The organism is Priestia sp. FSL R5-0597 (assembly GCF_038006305.1).
GTDB lineage: Bacteria > Bacillota > Bacilli > Bacillales > Bacillaceae_H > Priestia > Priestia zanthoxyli.
The window spans coordinates 194019-218358 of sequence record NZ_JBBOUZ010000001.1; the positions used below are offsets into that span (position 1 = coordinate 194019).

Below are 24340 nucleotides of genomic sequence, written 5' to 3' on the forward strand. Positions count from 1 at the left end.
GAAGTAGTCGTTTAGAGCATTTTCCGTTTCCTCGGAGAATGCTTTTTTTTGTAAAATATAGATAGTCTAAATATAAAAGGAGTTTGAAAAACTTGGCATTATTTCAAGATTTAGGATTAAGTCAACAGCTTAACAAAGCTGTGAGTAAAATGGGTTTTGAAGAAGCAACACCAATTCAATCAGAAACTATCCCATTAGCACTAGAAGGTCACGATTTGATCGGACAAGCACAAACAGGAACAGGGAAAACAGCGGCATTTGGTATTCCTCTTATTGAAAAAGTTGATGTAAACGTAGATGCAATTCAAGGGTTAATTATTGCTCCTACTCGTGAACTTGCTGTACAGGTATCTGAAGAACTTTACAAAATTGGTCAAACAAAGCGCGTACGCGTGCTATCAATTTATGGTGGTCAAGATATCAGTCGTCAAATTCGTGCATTGAAAAAGCACCCTCATATCATCGTAGGGACACCAGGACGTATGCTAGATCATATTAATCGTCGTACACTTCGTCTACAAGACGTTCATACAGTTATTTTAGATGAAGCAGATGAAATGTTAAACATGGGATTCATCGAAGACATTGAAAAAATCTTATCAAACGTACCTGAGAACCACCAAACACTTTTATTCTCAGCAACAATGCCTACTCCAATCCGTCGCATTGCTGAAAAATTCATGAACGAACCAAAAGTGGTAAAAGTAAAAGCAAAAGAAGTAACGATGCCAAACATTACGCAGTATTATTTAGAAGTACAAGAAAAGCGTAAATTTGATATCCTTACTCGTCTTTTAGATATGCAATCACCTGAATTAGCTATCATCTTTGGTCGTACAAAGCGCCGTGTTGATGAGTTATCAGAAGCATTAAATATGCGTGGTTATTCTGCACAAGGTATCCATGGTGACTTGACACAATCGAAACGTCTATCTGTACTACGTCAATTTAAAGAAGGTTCTATTGATGTATTAGTTGCGACAGACGTAGCTGCACGCGGACTTGATATTTCGGGTGTTACTCATGTATACAACTTTGATATCCCTCAAGATCCGGAGAGCTATGTACACCGTATCGGACGTACAGGACGTGCTGGTAAAATGGGTGCTGCTATGACATTTGTAACGCCAAGAGAAACTGGACAGTTACACAATATTGAGCGTACAACAAAACGTAAAATGGAGCGTATGACTGCTCCAACGCTTGATGAAGCAATGGAAGGTCAACAGCGTATTGCAGCTGACAAATTAACGGAATCTGTGACACAAGGCAACTTATCTTACTACAAACAGTTGGCAGAAGAGTTACTTGAAGAGCACGATTCAGTTTCATTAGTGGCAGCGGCAATCAAATTATTTACAAAAGAACCAAATGAATCACCAATTCAATTAACTGCTGAACCACCGGTAATTGCAAAAGGTGATAAAAACAAACGTGGAAATGGCGGAGGTCGTTCACGTTCTAACTCTAAAAACTACTCACAGCAAAATCGTCGTGGAAACTCAAAGCGTTTTGGTGACAAGCGTCGCGGTGGAAGCAACGGCAGTGATAATAGAAATCGCAATAGCAGCAGTAATCGTAAAGATTCTCGCAGCAAAGCGTAAAATAAAAACGAGCCTTAATAGGCTCGTTTTTTTATGTGTTAATTGCTATTTTATTGGTGCACACTATGAGTAAAATAAAATGGGGTGTTCACTGATGTCGACCATTGTTCGGTTAGGTTATGTGGCGATGAGCGTTCATTTGGAAAATAGTTCTCCTTCTCAAACAATGACTTTTGCACAATTTCAGCGTGTGAAAGACCATGAAGCGGCCATTCGCAAGCTCGAACGTATTGCAATATCCAACTTAGAAAACTGCTTACGGTTATTAAAACATAATGCGTGGAGTGAAATTGAGTTTTTTCGATTCAGTTCTAAGTTAATTCCATTAGCTAACCATGAGGTACTAAAAGAGTGGAACTACATAGCTCCTTTAAAAGATGCTCTTCAGCGTATTTCTGTATTTTTGAAGGAACATCCAATGCGAGTAGATTTTCACCCGGATCATTTTGTTGTTTTAAATTCAACGGATAAAGAGGTTTTTAAGCATTCTATCCAAACTCTTCGCATGCATCAAAAGTTGCTGAAAGGAATGGATATTCCGCTTCAAAATCGCTGTGTTCTACATGTTGGAGGAGCTTATAATGATAAAGAAAAAGCACTGGAGCAGTTTATTCATAATTGGGGGCTTGTACCTCAATCCCTTCAGCAAATGATTATGTTGGAAAACGACGATACAACCTTTCATATAAAAGACGTCTTGTATTTATGTGAAAAACTAAATGTCCCAATCATTTTTGATCTTCATCATCATCAGGCGAACAACGATGAAACTTCATGGCAAGAGCATTGGGACCGTATCATTAGAACATGGGAACATGAAACACTCCCTCTAAAAATGCATATATCTAGTCCTAAAAGTGATAAAGAATTTAGAGCCCATGCAGATTATATCGATGTTAATGGGTTTTACAGCTTTTTAAAAGAAGTAAATGGAACGATACCGCAAATTGATTGCATGATTGAAGCTAAGAAAAAAGATGAAGCGCTCTTTCAGTTAGTAAGAGATTTGAAGACTTATGAAGATGTGGAATTTATTAACTCATCCACTTTTTATATTAAATCCTAAAGCAGGCCTCATATCTGTGGCTTGTTTTTCTGTTTGAACGTAAGAAAAGCGAGAAGAAATCCAGCAATACCTCCAGCGAAATGAGCTGTATTGTTGGTTCCTGGCGTTAGCAGACCTGAAAGTAATCCAATAATTAAAAAGACGACAATGATTTGCTGGTTGCTTTTAGAAAGCATATGCTTTTGTTTTATGACAAGATAGAGGTAAAATCCGAGCAGTCCGAAAATGGCACCGGATGCACCCACATGGCTGTAAAAAGAAGATTGGATTAGAAATGTAACGATATTTCCAAGCAATCCACACGTAAGGTAGAATAGAAGAAACTTATAAGAAGAAAGAATACGCTCAGCGCCTGGTCCTAACAAGAACAATGAAAATGAGTTAAAAAGAAGATGTGAAAAGCTTAGATGTAAAAAGATAGGTGTAAAAAGTCGCCAGTAGTCTCCTTGGGAAATTAAACTATTCACACCAATAAGCTGATGTATAAAAGATTCTGCAAGGTGTGAGGGAAGAGCGGCAAGTAACCATAGCGCAATGTGGATGCAGATAAGCGTGAAGGTAACAGGATAAAAACGTTTAAATTCAGCTGCATTTTCTGTGCGTACGAACATATTTGTCACTCCTTTTTATAAAGGCATTTTTATATACTATTCTGTAAGAGAGGATTAAATGAAAATGATTATAGGAACTGGAATTGATATTACAGAGTTAGAGCGGATTGAAAAAATGGTGCAGCGTCAAAGCGCTTTTATTACTCGGATTTTAACAAAAAATGAAAGAGAACGCTATGAAAAGCTATCAAGCCGACGTAAGGTCGAATTTTTAGCAGGAAGATTTGCTGTGAAGGAAGCATATTCGAAAGCTCTTGGAACAGGAATAGGAAAAGATTTCAGCTTCCAAGATATCGAAATCGTGAATGATGAAAGAGGGAAACCCCACATTGTTACAAAACAACCACTGGAAGCGTCTGTACACGTATCTATTTCCCACAGTGCACACTATGCGATTGCTCAAGTAATTATTGAACGCTTGTCAAGCTAGTCTGCATATTCACTATTTCTTGTTCATATATTCATAGTGTGGATAGGGGAGACAAGATATGTTCTTGCTTCTCCGTTTAGCTGTGAATATACGAAATAAAGGAGTTGGGGAAATGCATAAAAAATGGATTGGCTTATTTGTTTGCGCCTTTTTTCTCTTAGCCTTATCAGCATGCGGTGAAAAAAGTCAGCAGGATGTAACAGATGCATTGGATGCCAAGGTACAAGAAATGGCGGGGTATAAATCAGATGCTAAGATGACATTGAATACAGGGAAAGATGCTCAAGTATACGATGTAGAGATTTGGCATAGTAAGCCTATGTACTATCGAGTGAATTTGAAAAATACAAAGAAAGATCAAAGCCAAATGATTTTGCGTAATGATGAAGGGGTTTTTGTTTTAACGCCTGCCTTAAATAAAAGCTTTCGTTTTCAAAGTGACTGGCCGCAAAATAGCAGTCAAGCTTATTTGTATGAATCCCTTGTCCAAGATATTGTGAAGGATGAAAAGGCAAGTTTTAAATCAACGGATAAACATTATATTTTTGAAACAAAAACGAACTATCAAAATAGCACAATGCTTCCTAAACAAGAAATTACGCTGAACAAAAGTGACTTAGCGCCTGTGTCGGTTAAAATTATGGATACGGATAATAAAGTGTTAATAAAAGTTGATTTCTCTAAGGTGAAATTCGATTCTAAGTTTGATAAAGGGGCTTTTGATACAAAAAGAAACATGACAAGTGCAAAGATTGACATTCCGACATTAGCTCAGCACAAATCATTTAGCGTTCTTTATCCTAAGGACGTTCCAAAAGGTACAAAGCTGTCCAAGGAAAAGAAAATCGAGACGGAAAATGGTGAGAGAGTCGTTTTAATGTACAAAGGAGAAAAGCCGTTTACGCTTGTACAAGAAAAAGCGCAAGTAGCTAAAACAGCAACATCTACAGTTACTGCCGGAGAGCCATTTGATTTAGGTTTTACTGTGGGAGCTTTAACGGATAAAAGTCTATCTTGGACATATAATGGAGTAGACTTTATGCTGGCTTCTGATCAGCTGACACCAGATGAATTGAGTACAGTTGCTAGATCTGTGCAAAGTCAGATGGGAAAATAAGAGAAGCTTACAAGCCTGCATATATGTAGGCTTGTTCTTGCTTAATTTGAATAAAGATCGAGATGAAGTTTGGCTATAGATGTATTATACTAACAGAGGAAAGTACGTTTAGAATGGTTCTGAAAAAAGGAAGTGTCGTAGTAATGGATGCATTTTATAGAGAAACATGGGCAGAAATTGATGTAGAAGCCATTTTTCAAAATGTGAATCATGTAAGAGAACTGATACCGGGGCATAAAACGTTAATGGCCGTAGTAAAAGCGAATGCGTACGGGCATGGAGATAAAGAAGTAGCAGAGATTGCGCTTCAAGCTGGCGCTGATATGCTAGCTGTAGCTTTTTTGGATGAAGCTATTGCTCTTCGAAAAAAAGGAATAAAGGAATCCATTTTAGTATTAGGAGCCGTGTCTCCCTTACACATTCAAACTGCATTGGAGTGGGATGTAACGGTCACTGCTTATAGCAAAGCTTGGATTGAAGAAGCGGCGTCCATTCTAGGTGCAAACAGTCAGTTGCATATGCATTTAAAAATAGATACAGGCATGGGTCGCTTAGGAATTAGAACAAAAGAAGAATTACACGAAACGATGAATATCATCACTTCTCATTCAGGATTCGCGCTGGATGGAGTGTTTACACACTTTGCAACAGCAGACGAGCTAAATTCGTCTTATTTTGAAGAACAGTACACATTCTTTGAAGAAATGGTTCGAATTGTGAAAGAACATAATTTTACACCTCCGATGATTCACTGTGCAAATAGCGCAGCTTTGCTTCGTCGTCCGAGCGATATCTTTAATGGCGTACGCTTAGGTATCTCTATGTATGGCCTGAGTCCTTCAGAGGAATTAAAAGAAGTCTTGCCAATTCCGTTAAAACAAGCTTTTTCGCTGCACAGCCGTATTGTGCATGTTAAAAAAGTCAAAAAAGGGAGTCATATCAGTTACGGAGCTACTTATGAAGCTAAAGAAGATGAATGGATTGCTACTATTCCAGTAGGATACGCAGACGGCTGGATTCGTAAATTAAGTAATTTTGAAGTGTTAGTAGATGGAGTTAAAGTGCCAATTGTTGGTAGGATATGCATGGATCAATTGATGATTAAATTGCCTAAAATGTATAAAATGGGTACAAAAGTAACATTTATTGGAAAACAACAAGGTGCTGAAATTACAATTGATGAAGTAGCAAAGCATCTTGAAACAATTAATTATGAAATCCCTTGCATGATTGCAGCAAGGGTTCCGAGGGTTTATACAAGAGATTCTCAGCACATTCATGTTAATAATTATATCTTGCGCTGAATATACATCTTCCTGAGTCAACATAAAAAGCCTGCGAACAAAAGACAATAAAATAATAACTTCCATGCATAAAAGAGGGTATCAATTGACGATAATAGTGTAGAAATTGACAGAATTAACTTTCCATTAAAGCTAATCAATGTTATGATAAGGAAAGATGAGACTATTGGTGTGTGTATTGATGTTGGAGGTGTATGTTTGTGTCTGAAGCGAGCGCAACTACAGAAATCCTAGTAAGATTACCGAAAAATTTAGTATCGGAGCTCGATCTTATGGTTAAACAAGAAAATGGCAACCGAAGTGATTTTATTCACCAAGCAACAAAATTGTACCTTCGTGAGCGAAAAAAACGCCATATTCGCGAATCAATGAGACGTGGATATATGGAGATGGCAAAGATAAACTTAAATATTGCTTCCGAGGCTTTTCTAGCAGAGTATGAAGCTGATCATACTGTGGATCGTTTAGTAAGCGGGGGGTAATGACTTGGTAGTCAAACGTGGCGACGTTTATTTTGCTGACCTATCTCCTGTTGTTGGCTCAGAACAAGGAGGCGTTCGCCCTGTACTTGTCATTCAAAATGATATAGGCAATCGTTTTAGCCCAACTGTTATTGTAGCTGCGATCACTGCTCAAATTCAAAAGGCAAAGTTACCTACGCATGTTGAAATTGATGCAAAGCGCTATGGATTTGAGCGAGATTCAGTTATTTTACTAGAACAAATTCGTACTATTGATAAACAGAGGCTAACAGACAAGATTACCCATTTAGATGATGAAATGATGGACAGAGTGGATGAAGCCTTGCAAATCAGTGTAGGACTTATCGACTTTTAGAATTATACTTCCATTTATGCTAAGTTGCTCCTTTATGAGCAACTTTTTTAATTTGACTAGGAATAATCAGTAAACGTATATTGTAATAAGAAACGTTTTAAAAATGATAATATATATATAGATATAAATGAGTGTATTGACTCACAAGGAGGACCTCATGAATCAAGATTTATTCAATTATATACAAAATCATAAATCAGAAATTTTTGATCGATGGCTAGTGTTAATGAATGATGTGGAAACAGAGCGGATTAAAAACATTGTATCCGAGCAAGTGTACGTAAATGTAAGCTCTGATTTTGTAAATTTACTTTTGGCAAAAGCATTCCGTGATCAGGAAAATTTTGCAGAGGAACTAGAGGAAGTAGTAGGACGAGTTGTGAGTTTAGGATGGCCTCTTGCTTATTTGACACAGGGTGTACGTAACTTGGGTCATGTAGTGGTTGAAGGGTATGTAAACAGTGAACATGTAAAGGCTGATCAAACTCATTCTGAATTATTCTATCGGTTTGACAAGTGGTTAAGCCCTATTTATAACAAAATAGTAGAACAATACTCCAACTCGTGGGAAAATACAGTTATGTTGCAAAAAGTTGCACTTCAAGAATTGTCTGCTCCATTAATACCGGTATTTGATAAAATTACGGTAATGCCGCTTGTGGGAACAATTGACACCGATCGTGCAAAGAAAATTATGGAAAACTTACTGCAAGGTGTCGTAAAGCACCGATCAGAGGTCGTATTAATAGATATTACCGGAGTACCAGTAGTGGATACGATGGTTGCCCATCATATCATTCAAGCTGCTGAAGCCGTACGTTTGGTTGGAGCCAAGTGTTTGTTAGTAGGAATTCGTCCGGAAATTGCTCAGACTATTGTGAACTTAGGTATTAACTTAAATGAAATTATTACGAAAAACTCATTAAAAAAAGGTGTAGAGTTTGCGTTAGAAATGACTGAGCGGAAAATAGTTGATATAGAATCGGAGGAATAAACGTGAGAATACCCATTTTGAAATTGTACGACTACTTATTGGTATCCATTCAATGGGAGCTGGATGATCAAACGGCTATTCAATTCCAAGAAGATTTGCTAAGTAAAATTCATCAAACTGGAGCAAAAGGAGTGGTAATCGATTTAACTTCAATTGATATGATCGATTCATTCATCGCAAAAGTGTTAGGTGACGTGGTTAGCATGTCTAATTTGATGGGGGCCAGAGTAGTATTAACAGGTATCCAGCCTGCAGTAGCTATTACACTTGTTGAGTTAGGGATTGGCCTAAACGATGTTCTTACTGCACTCGATTTAGAAAAAGGTCTTGAGAAACTCCAATCGGAATTGGGGGATTAGTATATGGAATTCCAATCCAGCGTAAAAATCGTAACAGAATGGGACATCGTAGCGGCACGCCAATTAGGTAGAAATGTGTCGAAAGAGCTAGGGTTTGGAACAGTTGACCAAGCTCGTATTACAACCGCCATTTCTGAATTAGCTCGTAATATTTACCTATATGCGGGTAAGGGTCAAATCTATATTGAGAAATTAAATCGTGGAGGAAAAAACGGTCTTCTTGTCGTAGCAACAGATGAAGGGCCAGGTATCCCCGACGTTCGCAAAGTAATGGAAGATGGATACTCAACATCGGGTGGACTAGGAGCTGGGCTTCCTGGGGTAAAACGATTGATGGATGAGTTTGACATCGAAACAAATGTCGGAGAAGGTACTGAGATTAAAGCAGTTAAGTGGCTCCGGTAGGAGGAAATAGATAATGTCTTTTGATAAAGAGATGAGAGATTTATACAAAGATATTTTGGGGAACTATATCCAAACACAAAATGAACAAATTTTGTATCAAGGACAAAAACTAAGTAGAAAATCTTTAGAGAATGAAATATCGCCAGAAGATATTGTGAGCATTCATAAAGAAGTGATTGAAGAAATTTATTCTGATATTCCAGAAAAAGTGCTGCATTCTCTGGACTTTTTACTTGAGGTAATGATTAGCTACGGTCTTGCTCTTCGTGAGCATCAAACATTAAAAAATAAGCAGCGGGAACTTCGTTCTGAAATCGAAGTTGCCGCTAACGTCCAGCAGACGCTGTTAGGGACAAAGGTTCCGGCTAGTTCAACTTTAGAAATTGGCGCGATTAGCGTACCTGCTAAACAGATGAACGGAGATTATTTTCACTTTGTAGAAGAAGAGCACGGTGGGTTAAGTATTGCCATTGCCGATGTGATCGGAAAAGGAATTCCAGCTGCAATGTGTATGTCTATGATCAAGTATGCAATGGACAGCTTACCGGACTCAAGAAAAAATCCAAGTTACGTATTGGAGAACTTGAATAATATTGTAGAGAGAAACGTAGATCCAAGTATGTTTATTACGATGTTCTACGGAAGTTATAATCCCGAGACAAACTTATTTGATTATGCATCTGCAGGGCATGAGCCAGGCTTTTATTATGATGCCAAAGCTGATTCATTTGAAGATTTGGAAGCAAAAGGACTCGTGCTAGGAGTCGATCGCCATGTGAAATATCTTCAGTACGAGCAGCAGCTTTCAAAAGGCGATATGATTGTTCTGTTAACAGATGGTGTAACAGAATGCAGAACTGAAGAAGGATTTATCGAAAGATTGGACATCATAAAATTAATTCGAAAATACATGCATTTGTCTCCTCAAGAAATTGTAGAATCTGTATATAAAGAGCTGGAAAAATTACAGCATTTTCAATTGAGAGATGACTTTACATTGATTATTTTGAAGAGTTTAGTTTAAGTATTCTAAATAAGGGTACAGAAAAGATAGCACAAAATTAGAGGGGGTCTACTAATACGATGAATTTAAAAATAGATATACAAAAGGACGGTCAAGCATATCGTATTAAGCTGGCTGGAGAGATTGACGCATATACAGCACCTAAGCTAAAAGAAAAGTTCATGGAAATTACTGAACATACTGAACCGGAAATTATAGTCGATTTAACCGATGTATCATACATGGATAGTACAGGACTAGGTGTATTTATTGCATTGTTAAAAGCCAATAAGAAAAATAACGGCTCTTTGAAATTTGTTGGTGTATCAGAGCGCATCAAGCGCTTATTTGATATTACGGGCCTCACAGACATTTTAAACGTGAATTCACAAGTAGAAGGTGGCGTAAAATGAAACAGCCTTATGACTTTGTTGAGATGAAGATTCCTGCTAAGCCAGACTATGTAGCGATTATTCGACTGACGCTGTCTGGTGTAGCGAACCGGATGGGTTTTTCTTATGATGAAATTGAAGATATGAAAATTGCTGTGAGTGAGGCATGTACAAATGCCGTACAGCATGCTTACAAGAGTGAAGAAAATGGTGAAGTGAGAGTAGGTTTTGGTTTATTTGATGACCGTTTAGAAATCATGGTGGTCGATAAAGGCGAAAGCTTTAATTTTGAAGAGCTTAAGGAACATATAGGACCTTATGAAACATCAAAAGAAGTTGAATTTCTTCCTGAAGGTGGACTTGGTTTATATTTAATTGAAACACTAATGGACGAAGTGAAAATGGTCAATTCAAAAGGTGTAACGCTAATGATGACTAAGTATGTGCAAAGAGAGCAGGTGGAGAGTGATGAAAACACAGTCTCAACCTATGAAATTAACTAAAGAACAGGTTCAGGAACGAATTGAGCGCTTTCAAAAAACGCAGGATGAAGAAGCACAAAGTGATCTAGTAGTACATTACAAGAACCTTGTTGAATCTATTGCACGTCGTTATTCAAAAGGCAGAAGCTTACATGAAGATATTGTGCAGGTAGGGATGCTAGGACTGTTAGGAGCTATTAGAAGGTATGATGCTTCATTTGGAAGAAGTTTTGAATCGTTTGCTGTTCCTACAATCATTGGAGAGATTAAGCGATTTTTACGCGATAAAACGTGGAGTGTTCACGTACCGCGCCGCATCAAAGAATTAGGTCCTAAAATTAAAGCAGCTGTCGAAGAGCTAACAACCCGTTTACAGCGATCTCCTCAAGTAAAAGAAATTGCTGATCATATCGGAGTGACAGAGGAAGAAATTTTAGAAACGATGGAGATGGGGCAAAGTTATCAAGCGTTGTCTGTTGATCATTCTATTGAAGCAGACTCTGATGGAAGTACTGTTACAATCCTTGATTTAGTAGGTGAACAAGAGTCGGGTTATGAGAAAACTGATCAGCGCTTAGTGTTAGAAAAGATTCTTCATGTATTAAGCGATAGAGAAAAAGAAGTAATTCGCTATACATTTATTGAAAATCTGAGTCAAAAAGATGCCGGTGAGAAATTAGGGATTTCTCAAATGCATGTATCTCGACTGCAAAGAAGAGCTCTTGATAAGCTAAGGACTGCAGCTCGCTCAGATTCTAACGATTCGGAGTATATGTCGTGATGACAGTAGACCCGAATACAAAGTCGATTCAAACTCATATATATCAAGAGCCAAAGCAAGGGAACGTGTGTTGTGGAGATAGTTACTATGTCAAAGAAACGGATGATTATTTTCTATGTGCAGTGGCAGATGGATTAGGAAGCGGTGAACAAGCCAGAGCCGCTTCTGTAGCTGTTACGGATGTAGCGAAAGCTCATCATCATCTAGATGTAGATGAGATCATTTCTAAGTGCAACAAGGCTACTCGACATACAAGAGGCGCAGCAGTAGCTATTTTGAAAATTGATAAAAAACATAACGAATTTCATTACACAAATGTAGGTAATATCCGCTTTTATCTGTATTCTCCGGAGGGGAAATTAACGTACCCTCTGCCAATTCAAGGTTTTTTATCAGGGAAAATTCAAAAGTTCCGCACACAAACCTTCCCATATGACTCCGGTTCTAAATTTTTGATTCATACAGATGGCTTAGAATTAAAAGAGATTAAATCTGTTTTTGCTAACTCGATGAATGTCGATCAATTGTCGACACGCCTACAGGCAGCAATTCGATCTCATAATGACGATATTACGTATATCGCTGGTCATCTTCCAACTGCATAGCCTTTCTTTTTAGCTCACATGTGTTATTGCATGTGAGTTTTGTTACAATAGAGACAAAGTTTCATTTAGGTAGGAGGATAAGCTGTGTCTGTTGCAACGAAATTAGATAATCAAATTGTTCAACGTGTAAGTAAAGAGGTAGAGATTTCACACAAGCAAGTACAAAACGTAATTGCTTTAGTAGAAGATGGTAATACAGTTCCCTTTATTGCTCGATATAGAAAAGAACAAACTGGTGCTTTGGATGAAGTCCAAATCCGGAATATTTTAGATTCCTGGAACTACTTAATGAATTTAGAGGAGCGTAAAGAGGAAGTTCACCGATTAATTGAAGAGCAAGGGAAATTAACTGAGGAACTGTCTGCTCAAATTCATCAAGCGAAGAAATTGCAGCAAGTAGAAGATTTATACCGCCCTTTTAAGCAAAAACGACGTACAAAAGCAACTGTAGCAAAAGAAAAAGGTCTTGAACGATTAGCACAGTGGCTACTAAGTTTCCCGAATTCTGACGTGAACATTGAAGCGCAAACATACATAAATGAAGAAGCAGGAGTTCAATCTTCTGACGAAGCTATTCAGGGAGCCCTAGACATTGTAGCGGAACAAATTTCTGACGAAGCATCTTACCGTCAATGGATTCGTACGACCACTGTAAAAGATGGCATAATTGTTACTTCAGTCAAAGATCCGGAAAAAGATGAAAAAAATATCTATGAAATGTACTATGAATATACAGAAGCGGTAAAGCGAATCGTTCCTCACCGTATTTTAGCTATGAATAGAGGAGAAAAAGACGGTATTTTAAAAGTGAGTATTGACGCGCCTACAGATCGTATTCTTTCATATTTACATAAAGAAGTAATCAAGAAAAGGGATTCTTCAGCTGAAGGTTATATCATCTCAGCTATAGAAGATGCTTATAAACGCTTAATAGAACCATCTATTGAACGCGAAATTCGTAAAGACCTATCAGAAAAAGCGGAAGAAAGAGCCATTCACATCTTTTCTGAAAACTTACGAAAACTTCTTCTCCAACCTCCATTGAAAGGGAAAGTGGTATTAGGAGTAGATCCAGCTTTTCGAACAGGCTGCAAATTAGCTGTAGTAGATGAAACAGGCAAGGTATTAAAAATTGATGTTATTTATCCACATCCTCCTGTGAGAAAAGCAGCTGAAGCACAAAATAAATTAAAGAAAATGTTCGCTGAATACCCTATTGAAGTAGTGGCAATTGGAAATGGAACGGCATCTCGCGAAACGGAGCAATTTGTAGCGGATGTTCTTAAAGAAATTGAAAACCCAGTTTATTATTTGATTGTGAATGAAGCGGGAGCAAGCGTATATTCGGCTTCTGATGTTGCTAGAGAAGAATTCCCTGATTTTCAAGTAGAAGAGCGAAGCGCTGTATCGATTGCCAGAAGGCTGCAAGATCCGCTGGCTGAGCTTGTGAAAATCGATCCTAAGTCGGTAGGAGTAGGGCAATATCAGCATGATGTGTCTCAAAAGCAATTAAATGATTCACTGACTTTTATTGTAGAGACAGTAGTAAACCAAGTAGGAGTGAATGCAAACACGGCTTCTGCTTCGCTTCTACAATACGTTGCTGGTCTAAATAAGACAGTTGCTCAAAACATTGTAAAATATCGGGATGAAAACGGAAAATTCTCTAACCGAAAACAGTTGAAGAAAATTCCGCGTCTAGGGGCTAAAACATATGAGCAGTGTATTGGGTTTTTACGTATTATAGAAGGTGAAGAACCTTTAGACAGAACGGGTATCCATCCTGAAACATATGGAGACGTTAAAAAGCTTTTAAAGAAAGCGGAAGTGAAAGAGACTGGACTTGGAACGGAGAAAGTAAAAGAAGCATTAAAACATATTTCTTTACCCGAAATATCAGAAGAACTAAGTATAGGGGAGCTTACTTTAAAAGACATTATAGAAGCGCTCGTAAGACCGGAAAGAGATCCTCGTGATGAACTGCCAAAACCTTTGCTCCGTCAGGATATTTTGAAGCTAGAGGATCTAGCAAAAGGTATTCAGCTTGAAGGAACGGTGCGAAACGTCGTAGACTTCGGAGCGTTCATCGATATAGGAGTTAAGCAAGACGGTCTAGTCCATATTTCTAAATTAACGAATCGGTACGTTAAGCATCCCCTCGATGTCGTTTCAGTAGGAGATTTGGTGAATGTGTGGGTAGAAGACGTAGATATGAAAAAAGGAAGAGTTGCACTGACGATGATTCCGCCCCATCAATAATAAAATTGCCTTTTCAGATTTTCTGAAAAGGCAATTTTATTTGTAAAAAGAAGTGATTTAAGAAGCGGAATTATTTTTTTGATAAAAAAACCAACATTGGTTGAGCAATTTTATTTGTGCACGGTCTTTTTCAGAATAAGCGCGCCTCATTTGTTTTTGTAGCCACATTGGCATAAGGGCAATCACTCCTTTTCATTTATGATAAGGTGAATAGTGAGTATGTAATGAAGTGTATGCCCAAAGAGCTAGTCAGGTGATTTCATACAGTAGAGGAGTATATAAGATGAATGATAAGGATTTACAAATACTTGTAGAAGAAATTTCATTGAAGCTGTTTCACAAACCATTTCGTCATGAAGCCACTTTTAATTCTCGGTTACGTACGACAGGCGGAAGGTATTTGTTACGTACATCTAATATAGAAGTAAACTACAAATACTTTGAACAATATGGCACACAAGAAATAGTAGAAATTATTAAACATGAGCTCTGTCACTATCATTTGCATATTGAGGGGAAAGGGTATAAGCATGGAGATCAAGACTTTAAAAGGTTAATGAAAGAAGTAGACGCACCTCGATTTTGTCAGGCATTGAAAAAAGAAAGTGATGGAAAGAAAAAAGAGCACATATATGTATGTATGCAGTGTGATCAAAAATATGTTCGAAAAAGAAAAGTGAACACAGTTAAATATGTTTGTGGGAAGTGTAAAGGTAAATTAAAAAAAATGTAGAAGATGCTTGACTAAAATAGATTCATTATGGTAAATTAATAAAGCCGTCTCAAATAAACGGCAAAGAAATTACAAAAACTTATTGACATTACATATAATGTCGATTACAATGTAAGAAGTCTGATAAATATTATTCCACAGTAGCTCAGTGGTAGAGCTATCGGCTGTTAACCGATCGGTCGTAGGTTCGAGTCCTACCTGTGGAGCCATATGGAGAAGTACTCAAGTGGCTGAAGAGGCGCCCCTGCTAAGGGTGTAGGTCGTGTAAGCGGCGCGAGGGTTCAAATCCCTCCTTCTCCGCCATTTTATAATGGCCCGTTGGTCAAGCGGTTAAGACACCGCCCTTTCACGGCGGTAACACGGGTTCGAATCCCGTACGGGTCACCATTGATTTTTATTTACATATTCTGTGGAGGATTAGCTCAGCTGGGAGAGCACCTGCCTTACAAGCAGGGGGTCGGCGGTTCGATCCCGTCATCCTCCACCATTTGACTGTTTTATACATAATTTTGGATGGTCCCGTGGTGTAGCGGTTAACATGCCTGCCTGTCACGCAGGAGATCGCGGGTTCGATTCCCGTCGGGACCGCCATTTTAAATTATTGGGCTATCGCCAAGCGGTAAGGCAACGGATTTTGATTCCGTCATGCGTTGGTTCGAATCCAGCTAGCCCAGCCATAAAGAGCCATTAGCTCAGTTGGTAGAGCATCTGACTTTTAATCAGAGGGTCGAAGGTTCGAGTCCTTCATGGCTCATTTTCATTTCTTGCGGGTGTGGCGGAATTGGCAGACGCGCTAGACTTAGGATCTAGTGTCTTTACGACGTGGGGGTTCAAGTCCCTTCACCCGCATCTTATTCATTTTGTGTATTTAGCGGTCGTGGCGGAATGGCAGACGCGCTAGGTTGAGGGCCTAGTGGGGGCGACCCCGTGGAGGTTCAAGTCCTCTCGGCCGCACCAAAAAAACTTTTTAAAAAAGTGTTGACATAAGAAAATAGAAATGATATTATAATAAAGTCGCCAAAACAACGGCGGTAAACATCATAAGAAGCGCCCGTAGCTCAATTGGATAGAGCGTTTGACTACGGATCAAAAGGTTAGGGGTTCGACTCCTCTCGGGCGCGCCATATTGCGGGTGTAGTTTAGTGGTAAAACCTCAGCCTTCCAAGCTGATGTCGTGAGTTCGATTCTCATCACCCGCTCCAAATATATTGAACTTTGAAAACTGAACAAAGCGACAAACGTCAACGTTAATTTTTATTTTTTAAATGAGCAAGTCAAACATTTCTTCGGAGAGTTTGATCCTGGCTCAGGATGAACGCTGGCGGCGTGCCTAATACATGCAAGTCGAGCGAACTGATTAGAAGCTTGCTTCTATGACGTTAGCGGCGGACGGGTGAGTAACACGTGGGCAACCTGCCTGTAAGACTGGGATAACTTCGGGAAACCGAAGCTAATACCGGATAGGATCTTCTCCTTCATGGGAGATGATTGAAAGATGGTTTCGGCTATCACTTACAGATGGGCCCGCGGTGCATTAGCTAGTTGGTGAGGTAACGGCTCACCAAGGCAACGATGCATAGCCGACCTGAGAGGGTGATCGGCCACACTGGGACTGAGACACGGCCCAGACTCCTACGGGAGGCAGCAGTAGGGAATCTTCCGCAATGGACGAAAGTCTGACGGAGCAACGCCGCGTGAGTGATGAAGGCTTTCGGGTCGTAAAACTCTGTTGTTAGGGAAGAACAAGTACGAGAGTAACTGCTCGTACCTTGACGGTACCTAACCAGAAAGCCACGGCTAACTACGTGCCAGCAGCCGCGGTAATACGTAGGTGGCAAGCGTTATCCGGAATTATTGGGCGTAAAGCGCGCGCAGGCGGTTTCTTAAGTCTGATGTGAAAGCCCACGGCTCAACCGTGGAGGGTCATTGGAAACTGGGGAACTTGAGTGCAGAAGAGAAAAGCGGAATTCCACGTGTAGCGGTGAAATGCGTAGAGATGTGGAGGAACACCAGTGGCGAAGGCGGCTTTTTGGTCTGTAACTGACGCTGAGGCGCGAAAGCGTGGGGAGCAAACAGGATTAGATACCCTGGTAGTCCACGCCGTAAACGATGAGTGCTAAGTGTTAGAGGGTTTCCGCCCTTTAGTGCTGCAGCTAACGCATTAAGCACTCCGCCTGGGGAGTACGGTCGCAAGACTGAAACTCAAAGGAATTGACGGGGGCCCGCACAAGCGGTGGAGCATGTGGTTTAATTCGAAGCAACGCGAAGAACCTTACCAGGTCTTGACATCCTCTGACAACTCTAGAGATAGAGCGTTCCCCTTCGGGGGACAGAGTGACAGGTGGTGCATGGTTGTCGTCAGCTCGTGTCGTGAGATGTTGGGTTAAGTCCCGCAACGAGCGCAACCCTTGATCTTAGTTGCCAGCATTTAGTTGGGCACTCTAAGGTGACTGCCGGTGACAAACCGGAGGAAGGTGGGGATGACGTCAAATCATCATGCCCCTTATGACCTGGGCTACACACGTGCTACAATGGATGGTACAAAGGGCTGCAAGACCGCGAGGTCAAGCCAATCCCATAAAACCATTCTCAGTTCGGATTGTAGGCTGCAACTCGCCTACATGAAGCTGGAATCGCTAGTAATCGCGGATCAGCATGCCGCGGTGAATACGTTCCCGGGCCTTGTACACACCGCCCGTCACACCACGAGAGTTTGTAACACCCGAAGTCGGTGGAGTAACCGTAAGGAGCTAGCCGCCTAAGGTGGGACAGATGATTGGGGTGAAGTCGTAACAAGGTAGCCGTATCGGAAGGTGCGGCTGGATCACCTCCTTTCTAAGGATTTTTACATGACGTACGTTTTGACACTTTGTTCAGTTTTGAGAGTTCAATCTCTCAATTATAGAAAGCACACTACTTTCTTCTTATTAGATAAGAAGAATTTTGGTTGCGATTGTTCTTTGAAAACTAGATAACAGTAATTGCTGAGGAAAAGTGAAACTTTTCTTTAATCAAACCAATAAATAACACAACTTTATGTTGTACCATTTATTCGCTAATGGTTAAGTTAGAAAGGGCGCACGGTGAATGCCTTGGCACTAGGAGCCGATGAAGGACGGGACTAACACCGATATGCTTCGGGGAGCTGTAAGTGAGCTTTGATCCGGAGATTTCCGAATGGGGAAACCCACTGTTCGTAATGGAACAGTATCTTTATCTGAATACATAGGATATTGAAGGCAGACCCGGGGAACTGAAACATCTAAGTACCCGGAGGAAGAGAAAGCAAATGCGATTTCCTGAGTAGCGGCGAGCGAAACGGAATTAGCCCAAACCAAGAGGCTTGCCTCTTGGGGTTGTAGGACACTCTATACGGAGTTACAAAGGAACGAAGTAAATGAAGCGACCTGGAAAGGTCCGTCGAAGAAGGTAACAACCCTGTAGTTGAAACTTCGTTCCCTCTTGAGTGGATCCTGAGTACGGCGGAACACGTGAAATTCCGTCGGAAGCTGGGAGGACCATCTCCCAAGGCTAAATACTACCTAGTGACCGATAGTGAACCAGTACCGTGAGGGAAAGGTGAAAAGCACCCCGGAAGGGGAGTGAAAGAGATCCTGAAACCGTGTGCCTACAAGTAGTCAGAGCCCGTTAACGGGTGATGGCGTGCCTTTTGTAGAATGAACCGGCGAGTTACGATCCCATGCAAGGTTAAGCTGATAAGGCGGAGCCGTAGCGAAAGCGAGTCTGAATAGGGCGTTTAGTATGTGGTTGTAGACCCGAAACCAGGTGATCTACCCATGTCCAGGGTGAAGTTCAGGTAACACTGAATGGAGGCCCGAACCCACGCACGTTGAAAAGTGCGGGGATGAGGTGTGGGTAGCGGAGAAATTCCAATCGAACCTGGAGATAGCTGGTTCTCTCCGAAATAGCTTTAGGGCTAGCCTCATGTTGTGAGAGTCTTGGAGGTAGAGCACTGATTGGACTAGGGGCCCCCAACGGGTTACCGAATTCAGTCAAACTCCGAATGCCAAAGACTTATCCATGGGAGTCAGACTGCGAGTGATAAGATCCGTAGTCAAAAGGGAAACAGCCCAGACCACCAGCTAAGGTCCCCAAGTATACGTTAAGTGGAAAAGGATGTGGAGTTGCTTAGACAACCAGGATGTTGGCTTAGAAGCAGCCACCATTTAAAGAGTGCGTAATAGCTCACTGGTCGAGTGACTCTGCGCCGAAAATGTACCGGGGCTAAACGTATCACCGAAGCTGTGGATTGACATCTTTGATGTCAGTGGTAGGAGAGCGTTCTAAGTGCAGCGAAGTCAGACCGTAAGGACTGGTGGAGCGCTTAGAAGTGAGAATGCCGGTATGAGTAGCGAAAGACAAGTGAGAATCTTGTCCACCGAATGCCTAAGGTTTCCTGAGGAAGGCTCGTCCGCTCAGGGTTAGTCGGGACCTAAGCCGAGGCTGAAAAGCGTAGGCGATGGCCAACAGGTTGATATTCCTGTACCACCTCCCCGCCGTTTGAGTAATGGGGGGACGCAGTAGGATAGGGTAAGCGCGCTGCTGGATATGCGCGTTCAAGCAGTTAGGCTGATGAGTAGGCAAATCCGCTCATCATGAAAGCTGAGCTGTGATGACGAGGGAACTATAGTACCGAAGTTCCTGATTCCACACTGCCAAGAAAAGCCTCTAGCGAGGCGGGAGGTGCCCGTACCGCAAACCGACACAGGTAGGCGAGGAGAGAATCCTAAGGTGATCGAGAGAACTCTCGTTAAGGAACTCGGCAAAATGACCCCGTAACTTCGGGAGAAGGGGTGCTCTGGTAGGGTGTATAGCCCGAGAGAGCCGCAGTGAATAGGCCCAGGCGACTGTTTAGCAAAAACACAGGTCTCTGCGAAGCCGCAAGGCGAAGTATAGGGGCTGACGCCTGCCCGGTGCTGGAAGGTTAAGAGGAGGGGTTATCCTTTGGGAGAAGCTCTGAATCGAAGCCCCAGTAAACGGCGGCCGTAACTATAACGGTCCTAAGGTAGCGAAATTCCTTGTCGGGTAAGTTCCGACCCGCACGAAAGGCGTAACGATCTGGGCACTGTCTCAACGAGAGACTCGGTGAAATTATAGTACCTGTGAAGATGCAGGTTACCCGCGACAGGACGGAAAGACCCCGTGGAGCTTTACTGTAGCCTGATATTGAATTTTGGTACAGCTTGTACAGGATAGGTAGGAGCCTGAGAAGCCGGAGCGCTAGCTTCGGTGGAGGCGTCGGTGGGATACTACCCTGGCTGTATTGAAATTCTAACCCGCGGCCCTGATCGGGCCGGGAGACAGTGTCAGGTGGGCAGTTTGACTGGGGCGGTCGCCTCCTAAAATGTAACGGAGGCGCCCAAAGGTTCCCTCAGAATGGTTGGAAATCATTCGTAGAGTGTAAAGGCACAAGGGAGCTTGACTGCGAGACCTACAAGTCGAGCAGGGACGAAAGTCGGGCTTAGTGATCCGGTGGTTCCGCATGGAAGGGCCATCGCTCAACGGATAAAAGCTACCCCGGGGATAACAGGCTTATCTCCCCCAAGAGTCCACATCGACGGGGAGGTTTGGCACCTCGATGTCGGCTCATCGCATCCTGGGGCTGTAGTCGGTCCCAAGGGTTGGGCTGTTCGCCCATTAAAGCGGTACGCGAGCTGGGTTCAGAACGTCGTGAGACAGTTCGGTCCCTATCCGTCGTGGGCGTAGGAAATTTGAGAGGAGCTGTCCTTAGTACGAGAGGACCGGGATGGACACACCGCTGGTGTACCAGTTGTCTTGCCAAAGGCATCGCTGGGTAGCTATGTGTGGACGGGATAAGTGCTGAAAGCATCTAAGCATGAAGCCCCCCTCAAGATGAGATTTCCCATAGCGCAAGCTAGTAAGATCCCTGAAAGATGATCAGGTTGATAGGTCAGAGGTGGAAGCGTGGCGACATGTGTAGCTGACTGATACTAATCGATCGAGGACTTAACCAAACTTTAAAAGCGTAAGCTTTACTCAGCAATCTGTTACCTAGTTTTGAGAGAATAATCTCATATAAATGTCTAGTGATAATGGCAAAGAGGTCACACCCGTTCCCATACCGAACACGGAAGTTAAGCTCTTTAGCGCCGATGGTAGTTGGGACTTTGTCCCTGTGAGAGTAGGACATCGCTAGGCATTTTTATTTTGCTTTTTTATCATCGCGGGGTGGAGCAGTTCGGTAGCTCGTCGGGCTCATAACCCGAAGGTCGCAGGTTCAAATCCTGTCCCCGCAACCAACATGGTCCCGTGGTGTAGCGGTTAACATGCCTGCCTGTCACGCAGGAGATCGCGGGTTCGATTCCCGTCGGGACCGCCATGTTTTAGAAACGAAACAATGTGTTTCGTCTTTTTTATTGTTTGAACCATTTTTATATAAAACTTTACCGTCCTTAGGAGCAATCCTAAGGAATTTTTTATATACAAAGAAATTTCTTTGTAGAATTGCGATGTTAAAGATTGTTGGATTTCTTACTGGATATGTATAGTCCACAACGTTTACAATATATATATACAGATTGAAATGAGGTTCTGAATGAATGACAGAGATTAATGAATTTACGTTTATGTCTACGTCTCCTGATGAAACTAATCAGCTGGCTGCTCGTCTAGCAACTTTATTAGAAGCTGGTGACGTGCTGCTGCTTGAAGGCGATTTGGGAGCTGGAAAGACAACATTCACAAAAAGTTTAGCTAAAGGCTTAGGAATTGAACGCAATGTGAATAGCCCGACATTTACTATCATTAAAGAATACAAAAGCGGTCGCCTTCCTCTTTACCATATGGATGTGTACCGTCTAGGGGATGAATTTGAAGACCTAGGGTTCGATGAGTATTTTGAAGGAGATGGCGTGACGGTCGTGGAGTGGGCTCACCTGATTGAAGAGCAGCTTCCTAATGAATATATTCAAATCAATATTTACCATGAAAACGAAACGACTCGTAAAATCCTTGTAAAAGCGATAGGCAGTCGGTACGTTGAAATATGTAAGGAGCTTTTTAAAAGATGAAAATGTTAGCCATTGATACATCCAATTTTGTCATGGGTGTTGCTGTCGTTGAAGAAAACAAAGTAATTGGAGAAATTATTACGAATCTAAAAAAGAATCACTCTGTTCGCGTGATGAACGCTGTGGAATCTTTGTTAAAAGATTGTGATATTGCGCCAAGCGAGCTAGACCGTATTGTAGTGGCACACGGTCCCGGGTCCTATACCGGTGTACGCATTGGTGTTACCATTGCCAAGACACTTGCTTGGACTTTAAATATTCCTTTAATAGGTGTATCTAGTCTTGAGGCACTAGCAGCAAACGGTCGTTATTTTGATGGATATATTGCTCCGTTATTTGATGCGCGCCGTCAGCAGCTTTATACAGGACTATATGAATGGAATAACGAACGAGGTCTTGTAGAAGTTGAAAGTGATCGACTTGTTATTAATAAGGACTGGGCGGAACATTTAAAGTCATACAACAAACCTATTTTATTCATAGGCAATGATCTTTCCATGCATGAAGAGGCGTTAAAAGAAGTGTTGAGTGAACAAGCTGTATTTGCCCATGTTCAGCAGTTTAACCCAAGACCAAGTGAATTGGCTTTCTTAGGAATGAAGAAAGAGCCGCAGTCTGTGCATACTTTTGTTCCGAACTACATTCGTTTAGCTGAAGCAGAAGCCAACTGGCTTGCTTCACAGCAAAAAGGATAAAAGAAGGTATAACATGAAACTAACAATTAAGTTTCGTTTAATGGAAGTTAAAGATATTGATCAAGTAGTGAAAATCGAAGAGAAGTCTTTTACGACACCTTGGAGTGCAGAAGCATTTCAAAATGAGTTAACCAATAATCAATTTTCAACTTACATTGTGATGGAAGAAGGGGAAAATATTATTGGTTATTGCGGAACGTGGATTGTTATTGACGAAGCACATGTAACCAACATTGCGCTATTGCCAGACTACCGAGGCAAGGGACTGGGTGAATTGCTGCTGCGCAACGTGATGGACGTTCTTCGAAAACTAGGTGCTACGTCAATGACATTAGAAGTTAGGGTATCTAATCATATTGCACAATCATTGTATCAAAAGCTAGGTTTTAAACCTGGAGGTATTCGTAAGAATTATTATTCTGATAACAATGAGGATGCATTAGTTATGTGGGTGAATTTATGAATGAAAATCAATTAATTTTAGCATTAGAAACAAGCTGTGATGAGACAGCAGCAGCTGTGATTCGAAACGGTCATGAAATTGTAGCCAATGTGGTGGCCTCTCAAATAGAAAGCCATAAACGATTTGGCGGTGTCGTACCGGAAATTGCATCTCGTCATCATGTAGAACAAATTACAGTAGTAGTTGAAGAAACTTTAAATCAAGCGAACTTGAAGTTTGCAGATATAGATGCAATAGCTGTAACGGAAGGACCAGGGCTTGTGGGAGCACTTCTTATTGGCGTAAATGCAGCCAAAGCGCTAGCATTTGCACATCAAAAGCCATTAATTGGTGTTCATCATATTGCAGGACATATTTATGCAAATCAGCTAATCAAAAAACTAGAATTCCCGCTCTTATCGCTAGTTGTATCTGGCGGGCATACGGAGCTTGTATACATGGAAAGTCACGGTCATTTTAAAGTGATCGGTGAAACAAGAGATGATGCAGCAGGAGAAGCCTACGATAAAGTAGCCCGCACGTTAAACCTTCCATATCCAGGCGGACCTCATATTGACCGCCTTGCACATGAAGGAGAGCCATTAATTGATTTGCCGCGTGCTTGGCTAGAAGAAGGATCCTATGATTTTAGTTTCAGTGGATTAAAATCAGCAGTTATTAACACTGTCCACAATGCGAAGCAAAAAGGTGAAGAGATTCTTCCACAAACACTTGCTGCTAGCTTTCAAGCGAGTGTCATTGATGTGTTAGTAACTAAAACGATTAAAGCTGCAAAGGAATATAACGTTAAGCAAGTTTTATTAGCAGGAGGAGTTGCTGCTAATAAAGGGCTTAGAGCAGCGCTAGAAGAGGCATTTGAACCCCTATCAAATATTGAGCTTATTATCCCGCCGCTATCTCTATGTACGGATAATGCCGCAATGATTGGAGCAGCAGCAAGCGTACGATTTGCTCAAGGAAAACGTTCAGATATGTCATTAAATGCAAACCCCGGTTTGGACTTGGAAGAGTAAGTGACGAATGAGATTTATTTCTCATTCGTCTTTTTTTGTGGATAAAAATGATTTATCAACAATATTCAATAAATTTAGAATTGACTGTGGATAATTATGTGGAAAAGTCCGTGCACTCAGTACACGGACCTGTTA

General features: G+C 41.3%; 23 protein-coding genes, 13 tRNA genes and 3 rRNA genes. 37 read left to right on the plus strand and 2 right to left on the minus strand.

Going from position 1 to position 24340, the window contains the following annotated elements; genetic code table 11:
* The first annotated feature begins 92 nt into the window (after window positions 1-92).
* Both MKX72_RS01100 and uvsE read left to right on the plus strand, forming a co-directional pair.
* Complete coding sequence (locus MKX72_RS01100; protein ID WP_028411884.1) at window positions 93-1604, plus strand: DEAD/DEAH box helicase; 1512 nt, start codon at window positions 93-95, stop codon at window positions 1602-1604.
* Between the two features lie 94 nt (window positions 1605-1698).
* Window positions 1699-2670 carry a UV DNA damage repair endonuclease UvsE gene (gene uvsE, locus MKX72_RS01105; protein WP_028411883.1) on the plus strand — a complete coding sequence of 324 codons (972 nt, stop codon included), beginning with the start codon at window positions 1699-1701 and terminating at the stop codon, window positions 2668-2670.
* An 8-nt stretch (window positions 2671-2678) separates the two neighbouring features.
* On the opposite strand, the gene MKX72_RS01110 is transcribed toward uvsE, so the two are convergent.
* Window positions 2679-3281 carry a rhomboid family intramembrane serine protease gene (locus MKX72_RS01110; RefSeq protein ID WP_028411882.1) on the minus strand — a complete coding sequence of 201 codons (603 nt, stop codon included), beginning with the start codon at window positions 3279-3281 and terminating at the stop codon, window positions 2679-2681.
* A 64-nt stretch (window positions 3282-3345) separates the two neighbouring features.
* Here MKX72_RS01110 and acpS point away from each other — a divergent pair, with 64 nt between their 5' ends.
* From acpS to MKX72_RS01180, 14 genes are all read left to right on the plus strand, one after another.
* Window positions 3346-3711 (plus strand): holo-ACP synthase, encoded by a 366-nt coding sequence (acpS, locus tag MKX72_RS01115; RefSeq protein WP_028411881.1) that lies wholly within the window; start codon window positions 3346-3348, stop codon window positions 3709-3711.
* A 58-nt stretch (window positions 3712-3769) separates the two neighbouring features.
* The gene (locus tag MKX72_RS01120) at window positions 3770-4828 is read left to right on the plus strand and encodes a LolA family protein (RefSeq protein WP_033580802.1); all 1059 of its coding nucleotides are present in this window, start codon (window positions 3770-3772) and stop codon (window positions 4826-4828) included.
* Window positions 4829-4941: 113 nt separating this feature from the next.
* On the plus strand, window positions 4942-6132 hold the full coding sequence (alr, locus tag MKX72_RS01125) for an alanine racemase (protein ID WP_155008783.1): 1191 nt from the start codon (window positions 4942-4944) through the stop codon (window positions 6130-6132).
* A 200-nt stretch (window positions 6133-6332) separates the two neighbouring features.
* Window positions 6333-6614 carry a CopG family ribbon-helix-helix protein gene (locus tag MKX72_RS01130; RefSeq protein WP_013055003.1) on the plus strand — a complete coding sequence of 94 codons (282 nt, stop codon included), beginning with the start codon at window positions 6333-6335 and terminating at the stop codon, window positions 6612-6614.
* 4 nt (window positions 6615-6618) lie between these two features.
* Window positions 6619-6969, plus strand: a complete 351-nt coding sequence (gene ndoA, locus MKX72_RS01135; RefSeq protein WP_013055004.1) for a type II toxin-antitoxin system endoribonuclease NdoA — start codon at window positions 6619-6621, stop codon at window positions 6967-6969.
* Between the two features lie 157 nt (window positions 6970-7126).
* A complete protein-coding gene (locus tag MKX72_RS01140) occupies window positions 7127-7963 on the plus strand; it encodes an RsbT co-antagonist protein RsbRA (protein ID WP_013055005.1) in 837 nt (278 codons plus the stop codon).
* Window positions 7964-7965: 2 nt separating this feature from the next.
* On the plus strand, window positions 7966-8322 hold the full coding sequence (locus MKX72_RS01145) for an STAS domain-containing protein (RefSeq protein WP_013055006.1): 357 nt from the start codon (window positions 7966-7968) through the stop codon (window positions 8320-8322).
* Window positions 8323-8325: 3 nt separating this feature from the next.
* Window positions 8326-8727, plus strand: coding sequence for an anti-sigma regulatory factor (locus MKX72_RS01150; RefSeq protein ID WP_013055007.1), 402 nt, complete (start codon window positions 8326-8328; stop codon window positions 8725-8727).
* 13 nt (window positions 8728-8740) lie between these two features.
* A complete protein-coding gene (locus MKX72_RS01155; RefSeq protein WP_013055008.1) occupies window positions 8741-9751 on the plus strand; it encodes a PP2C family protein-serine/threonine phosphatase in 1011 nt (336 codons plus the stop codon).
* Window positions 9752-9810: 59 nt separating this feature from the next.
* On the plus strand, window positions 9811-10143 hold the full coding sequence (locus MKX72_RS01160) for an anti-sigma factor antagonist (RefSeq protein WP_013055009.1): 333 nt from the start codon (window positions 9811-9813) through the stop codon (window positions 10141-10143).
* Complete coding sequence (gene rsbW, locus MKX72_RS01165) at window positions 10140-10625, plus strand: anti-sigma B factor RsbW (RefSeq protein WP_025753516.1); 486 nt, start codon at window positions 10140-10142, stop codon at window positions 10623-10625. The genes MKX72_RS01160 and rsbW overlap by 4 nt, the downstream gene beginning before the upstream one ends.
* Window positions 10591-11385 carry an RNA polymerase sigma factor SigB gene (sigB, locus tag MKX72_RS01170; RefSeq protein WP_013055011.1) on the plus strand — a complete coding sequence of 265 codons (795 nt, stop codon included), beginning with the start codon at window positions 10591-10593 and terminating at the stop codon, window positions 11383-11385. Before rsbW ends, sigB begins: the two co-directional genes overlap by 35 nt.
* Entirely contained in the window at window positions 11385-11990 is a 606-nt protein-coding gene (locus MKX72_RS01175) for a PP2C family serine/threonine-protein phosphatase (RefSeq protein ID WP_033580804.1), read from the plus strand. The genes sigB and MKX72_RS01175 overlap by 1 nt, the downstream gene beginning before the upstream one ends.
* Window positions 11991-12074: 84 nt before the next feature.
* Window positions 12075-14249: a Tex family protein gene (locus tag MKX72_RS01180; protein ID WP_155008784.1), complete on the plus strand. Its 2175-nt coding sequence runs from the start codon at window positions 12075-12077 to the stop codon at window positions 14247-14249.
* Window positions 14250-14306: 57 nt separating this feature from the next.
* Here the strand turns inward: MKX72_RS01180 and cmpA are convergent, their stop codons facing one another.
* Window positions 14307-14423, minus strand: coding sequence for a cortex morphogenetic protein CmpA (gene cmpA, locus MKX72_RS01185; RefSeq protein WP_013055014.1), 117 nt, complete (start codon window positions 14421-14423; stop codon window positions 14307-14309).
* A 109-nt stretch (window positions 14424-14532) separates the two neighbouring features.
* Here cmpA and MKX72_RS01190 point away from each other — a divergent pair, with 109 nt between their 5' ends.
* The 21 genes from MKX72_RS01190 to tsaD all read left to right on the plus strand — a co-directional run bounded on the left by MKX72_RS01190 (window position 14533) and on the right by tsaD (window position 24205).
* Window positions 14533-14982, plus strand: a complete 450-nt coding sequence (locus MKX72_RS01190) for a SprT family protein (protein WP_028411875.1) — start codon at window positions 14533-14535, stop codon at window positions 14980-14982.
* 134 nt (window positions 14983-15116) lie between these two features.
* Window positions 15117-15191: transfer RNA gene (locus MKX72_RS01195), tRNA-Asn, on the plus strand.
* A 3-nt stretch (window positions 15192-15194) separates the two neighbouring features.
* A tRNA-Ser gene (locus MKX72_RS01200) sits at window positions 15195-15285 on the plus strand.
* 9 nt (window positions 15286-15294) lie between these two features.
* Window positions 15295-15369: transfer RNA gene (locus MKX72_RS01205), tRNA-Glu, on the plus strand.
* 24 nt (window positions 15370-15393) lie between these two features.
* Window positions 15394-15469, plus strand: a tRNA-Val gene (locus MKX72_RS01210).
* 28 nt (window positions 15470-15497) lie between these two features.
* Window positions 15498-15573: transfer RNA gene (locus MKX72_RS01215), tRNA-Asp, on the plus strand.
* Window positions 15574-15584: 11 nt separating this feature from the next.
* Window positions 15585-15659: transfer RNA gene (locus MKX72_RS01220), tRNA-Gln, on the plus strand.
* A gap of 4 nt (window positions 15660-15663) precedes the next feature.
* Window positions 15664-15736, plus strand: a tRNA-Lys gene (locus MKX72_RS01225).
* Window positions 15737-15748: 12 nt separating this feature from the next.
* A tRNA-Leu gene (locus MKX72_RS01230) sits at window positions 15749-15831 on the plus strand.
* A 22-nt stretch (window positions 15832-15853) separates the two neighbouring features.
* A tRNA-Leu gene (locus tag MKX72_RS01235) sits at window positions 15854-15939 on the plus strand.
* A 90-nt stretch (window positions 15940-16029) separates the two neighbouring features.
* Window positions 16030-16106: transfer RNA gene (locus MKX72_RS01240), tRNA-Arg, on the plus strand.
* Window positions 16107-16110: 4 nt separating this feature from the next.
* Window positions 16111-16184, plus strand: a tRNA-Gly gene (locus MKX72_RS01245).
* Window positions 16185-16265: 81 nt separating this feature from the next.
* A 16S ribosomal RNA gene (locus tag MKX72_RS01250) occupies window positions 16266-17817 on the plus strand.
* A 225-nt stretch (window positions 17818-18042) separates the two neighbouring features.
* Window positions 18043-20978 (plus strand): 23S ribosomal RNA (locus tag MKX72_RS01255).
* Window positions 20979-21046: 68 nt separating this feature from the next.
* Window positions 21047-21162 (plus strand): 5S ribosomal RNA (rrf, locus tag MKX72_RS01260).
* Together the 16S, 23S and 5S rRNA genes with 13 tRNA genes alongside form the textbook arrangement of a ribosomal RNA operon.
* A gap of 24 nt (window positions 21163-21186) precedes the next feature.
* Window positions 21187-21263, plus strand: a tRNA-Met gene (locus MKX72_RS01265).
* Between the two features lie 4 nt (window positions 21264-21267).
* Window positions 21268-21343 (plus strand) — tRNA-Asp (locus MKX72_RS01270).
* Window positions 21344-21563: 220 nt separating this feature from the next.
* Window positions 21564-22034: a tRNA (adenosine(37)-N6)-threonylcarbamoyltransferase complex ATPase subunit type 1 TsaE gene (tsaE, locus tag MKX72_RS01275; RefSeq protein WP_013081426.1), complete on the plus strand. Its 471-nt coding sequence runs from the start codon at window positions 21564-21566 to the stop codon at window positions 22032-22034.
* Window positions 22031-22729: a tRNA (adenosine(37)-N6)-threonylcarbamoyltransferase complex dimerization subunit type 1 TsaB gene (gene tsaB, locus MKX72_RS01280; RefSeq protein WP_028412695.1), complete on the plus strand. Its 699-nt coding sequence runs from the start codon at window positions 22031-22033 to the stop codon at window positions 22727-22729. The genes tsaE and tsaB overlap by 4 nt, the downstream gene beginning before the upstream one ends.
* A 13-nt stretch (window positions 22730-22742) precedes the next feature.
* Complete coding sequence (gene rimI / locus MKX72_RS01285) at window positions 22743-23192, plus strand: ribosomal protein S18-alanine N-acetyltransferase (RefSeq protein ID WP_028412696.1); 450 nt, start codon at window positions 22743-22745, stop codon at window positions 23190-23192.
* The gene (gene tsaD / locus MKX72_RS01290) at window positions 23189-24205 is read left to right on the plus strand and encodes a tRNA (adenosine(37)-N6)-threonylcarbamoyltransferase complex transferase subunit TsaD (RefSeq protein ID WP_154990999.1); all 1017 of its coding nucleotides are present in this window, start codon (window positions 23189-23191) and stop codon (window positions 24203-24205) included. The genes rimI and tsaD overlap by 4 nt, the downstream gene beginning before the upstream one ends.
* Window positions 24206-24340: the final 135 nt, after the last annotated feature.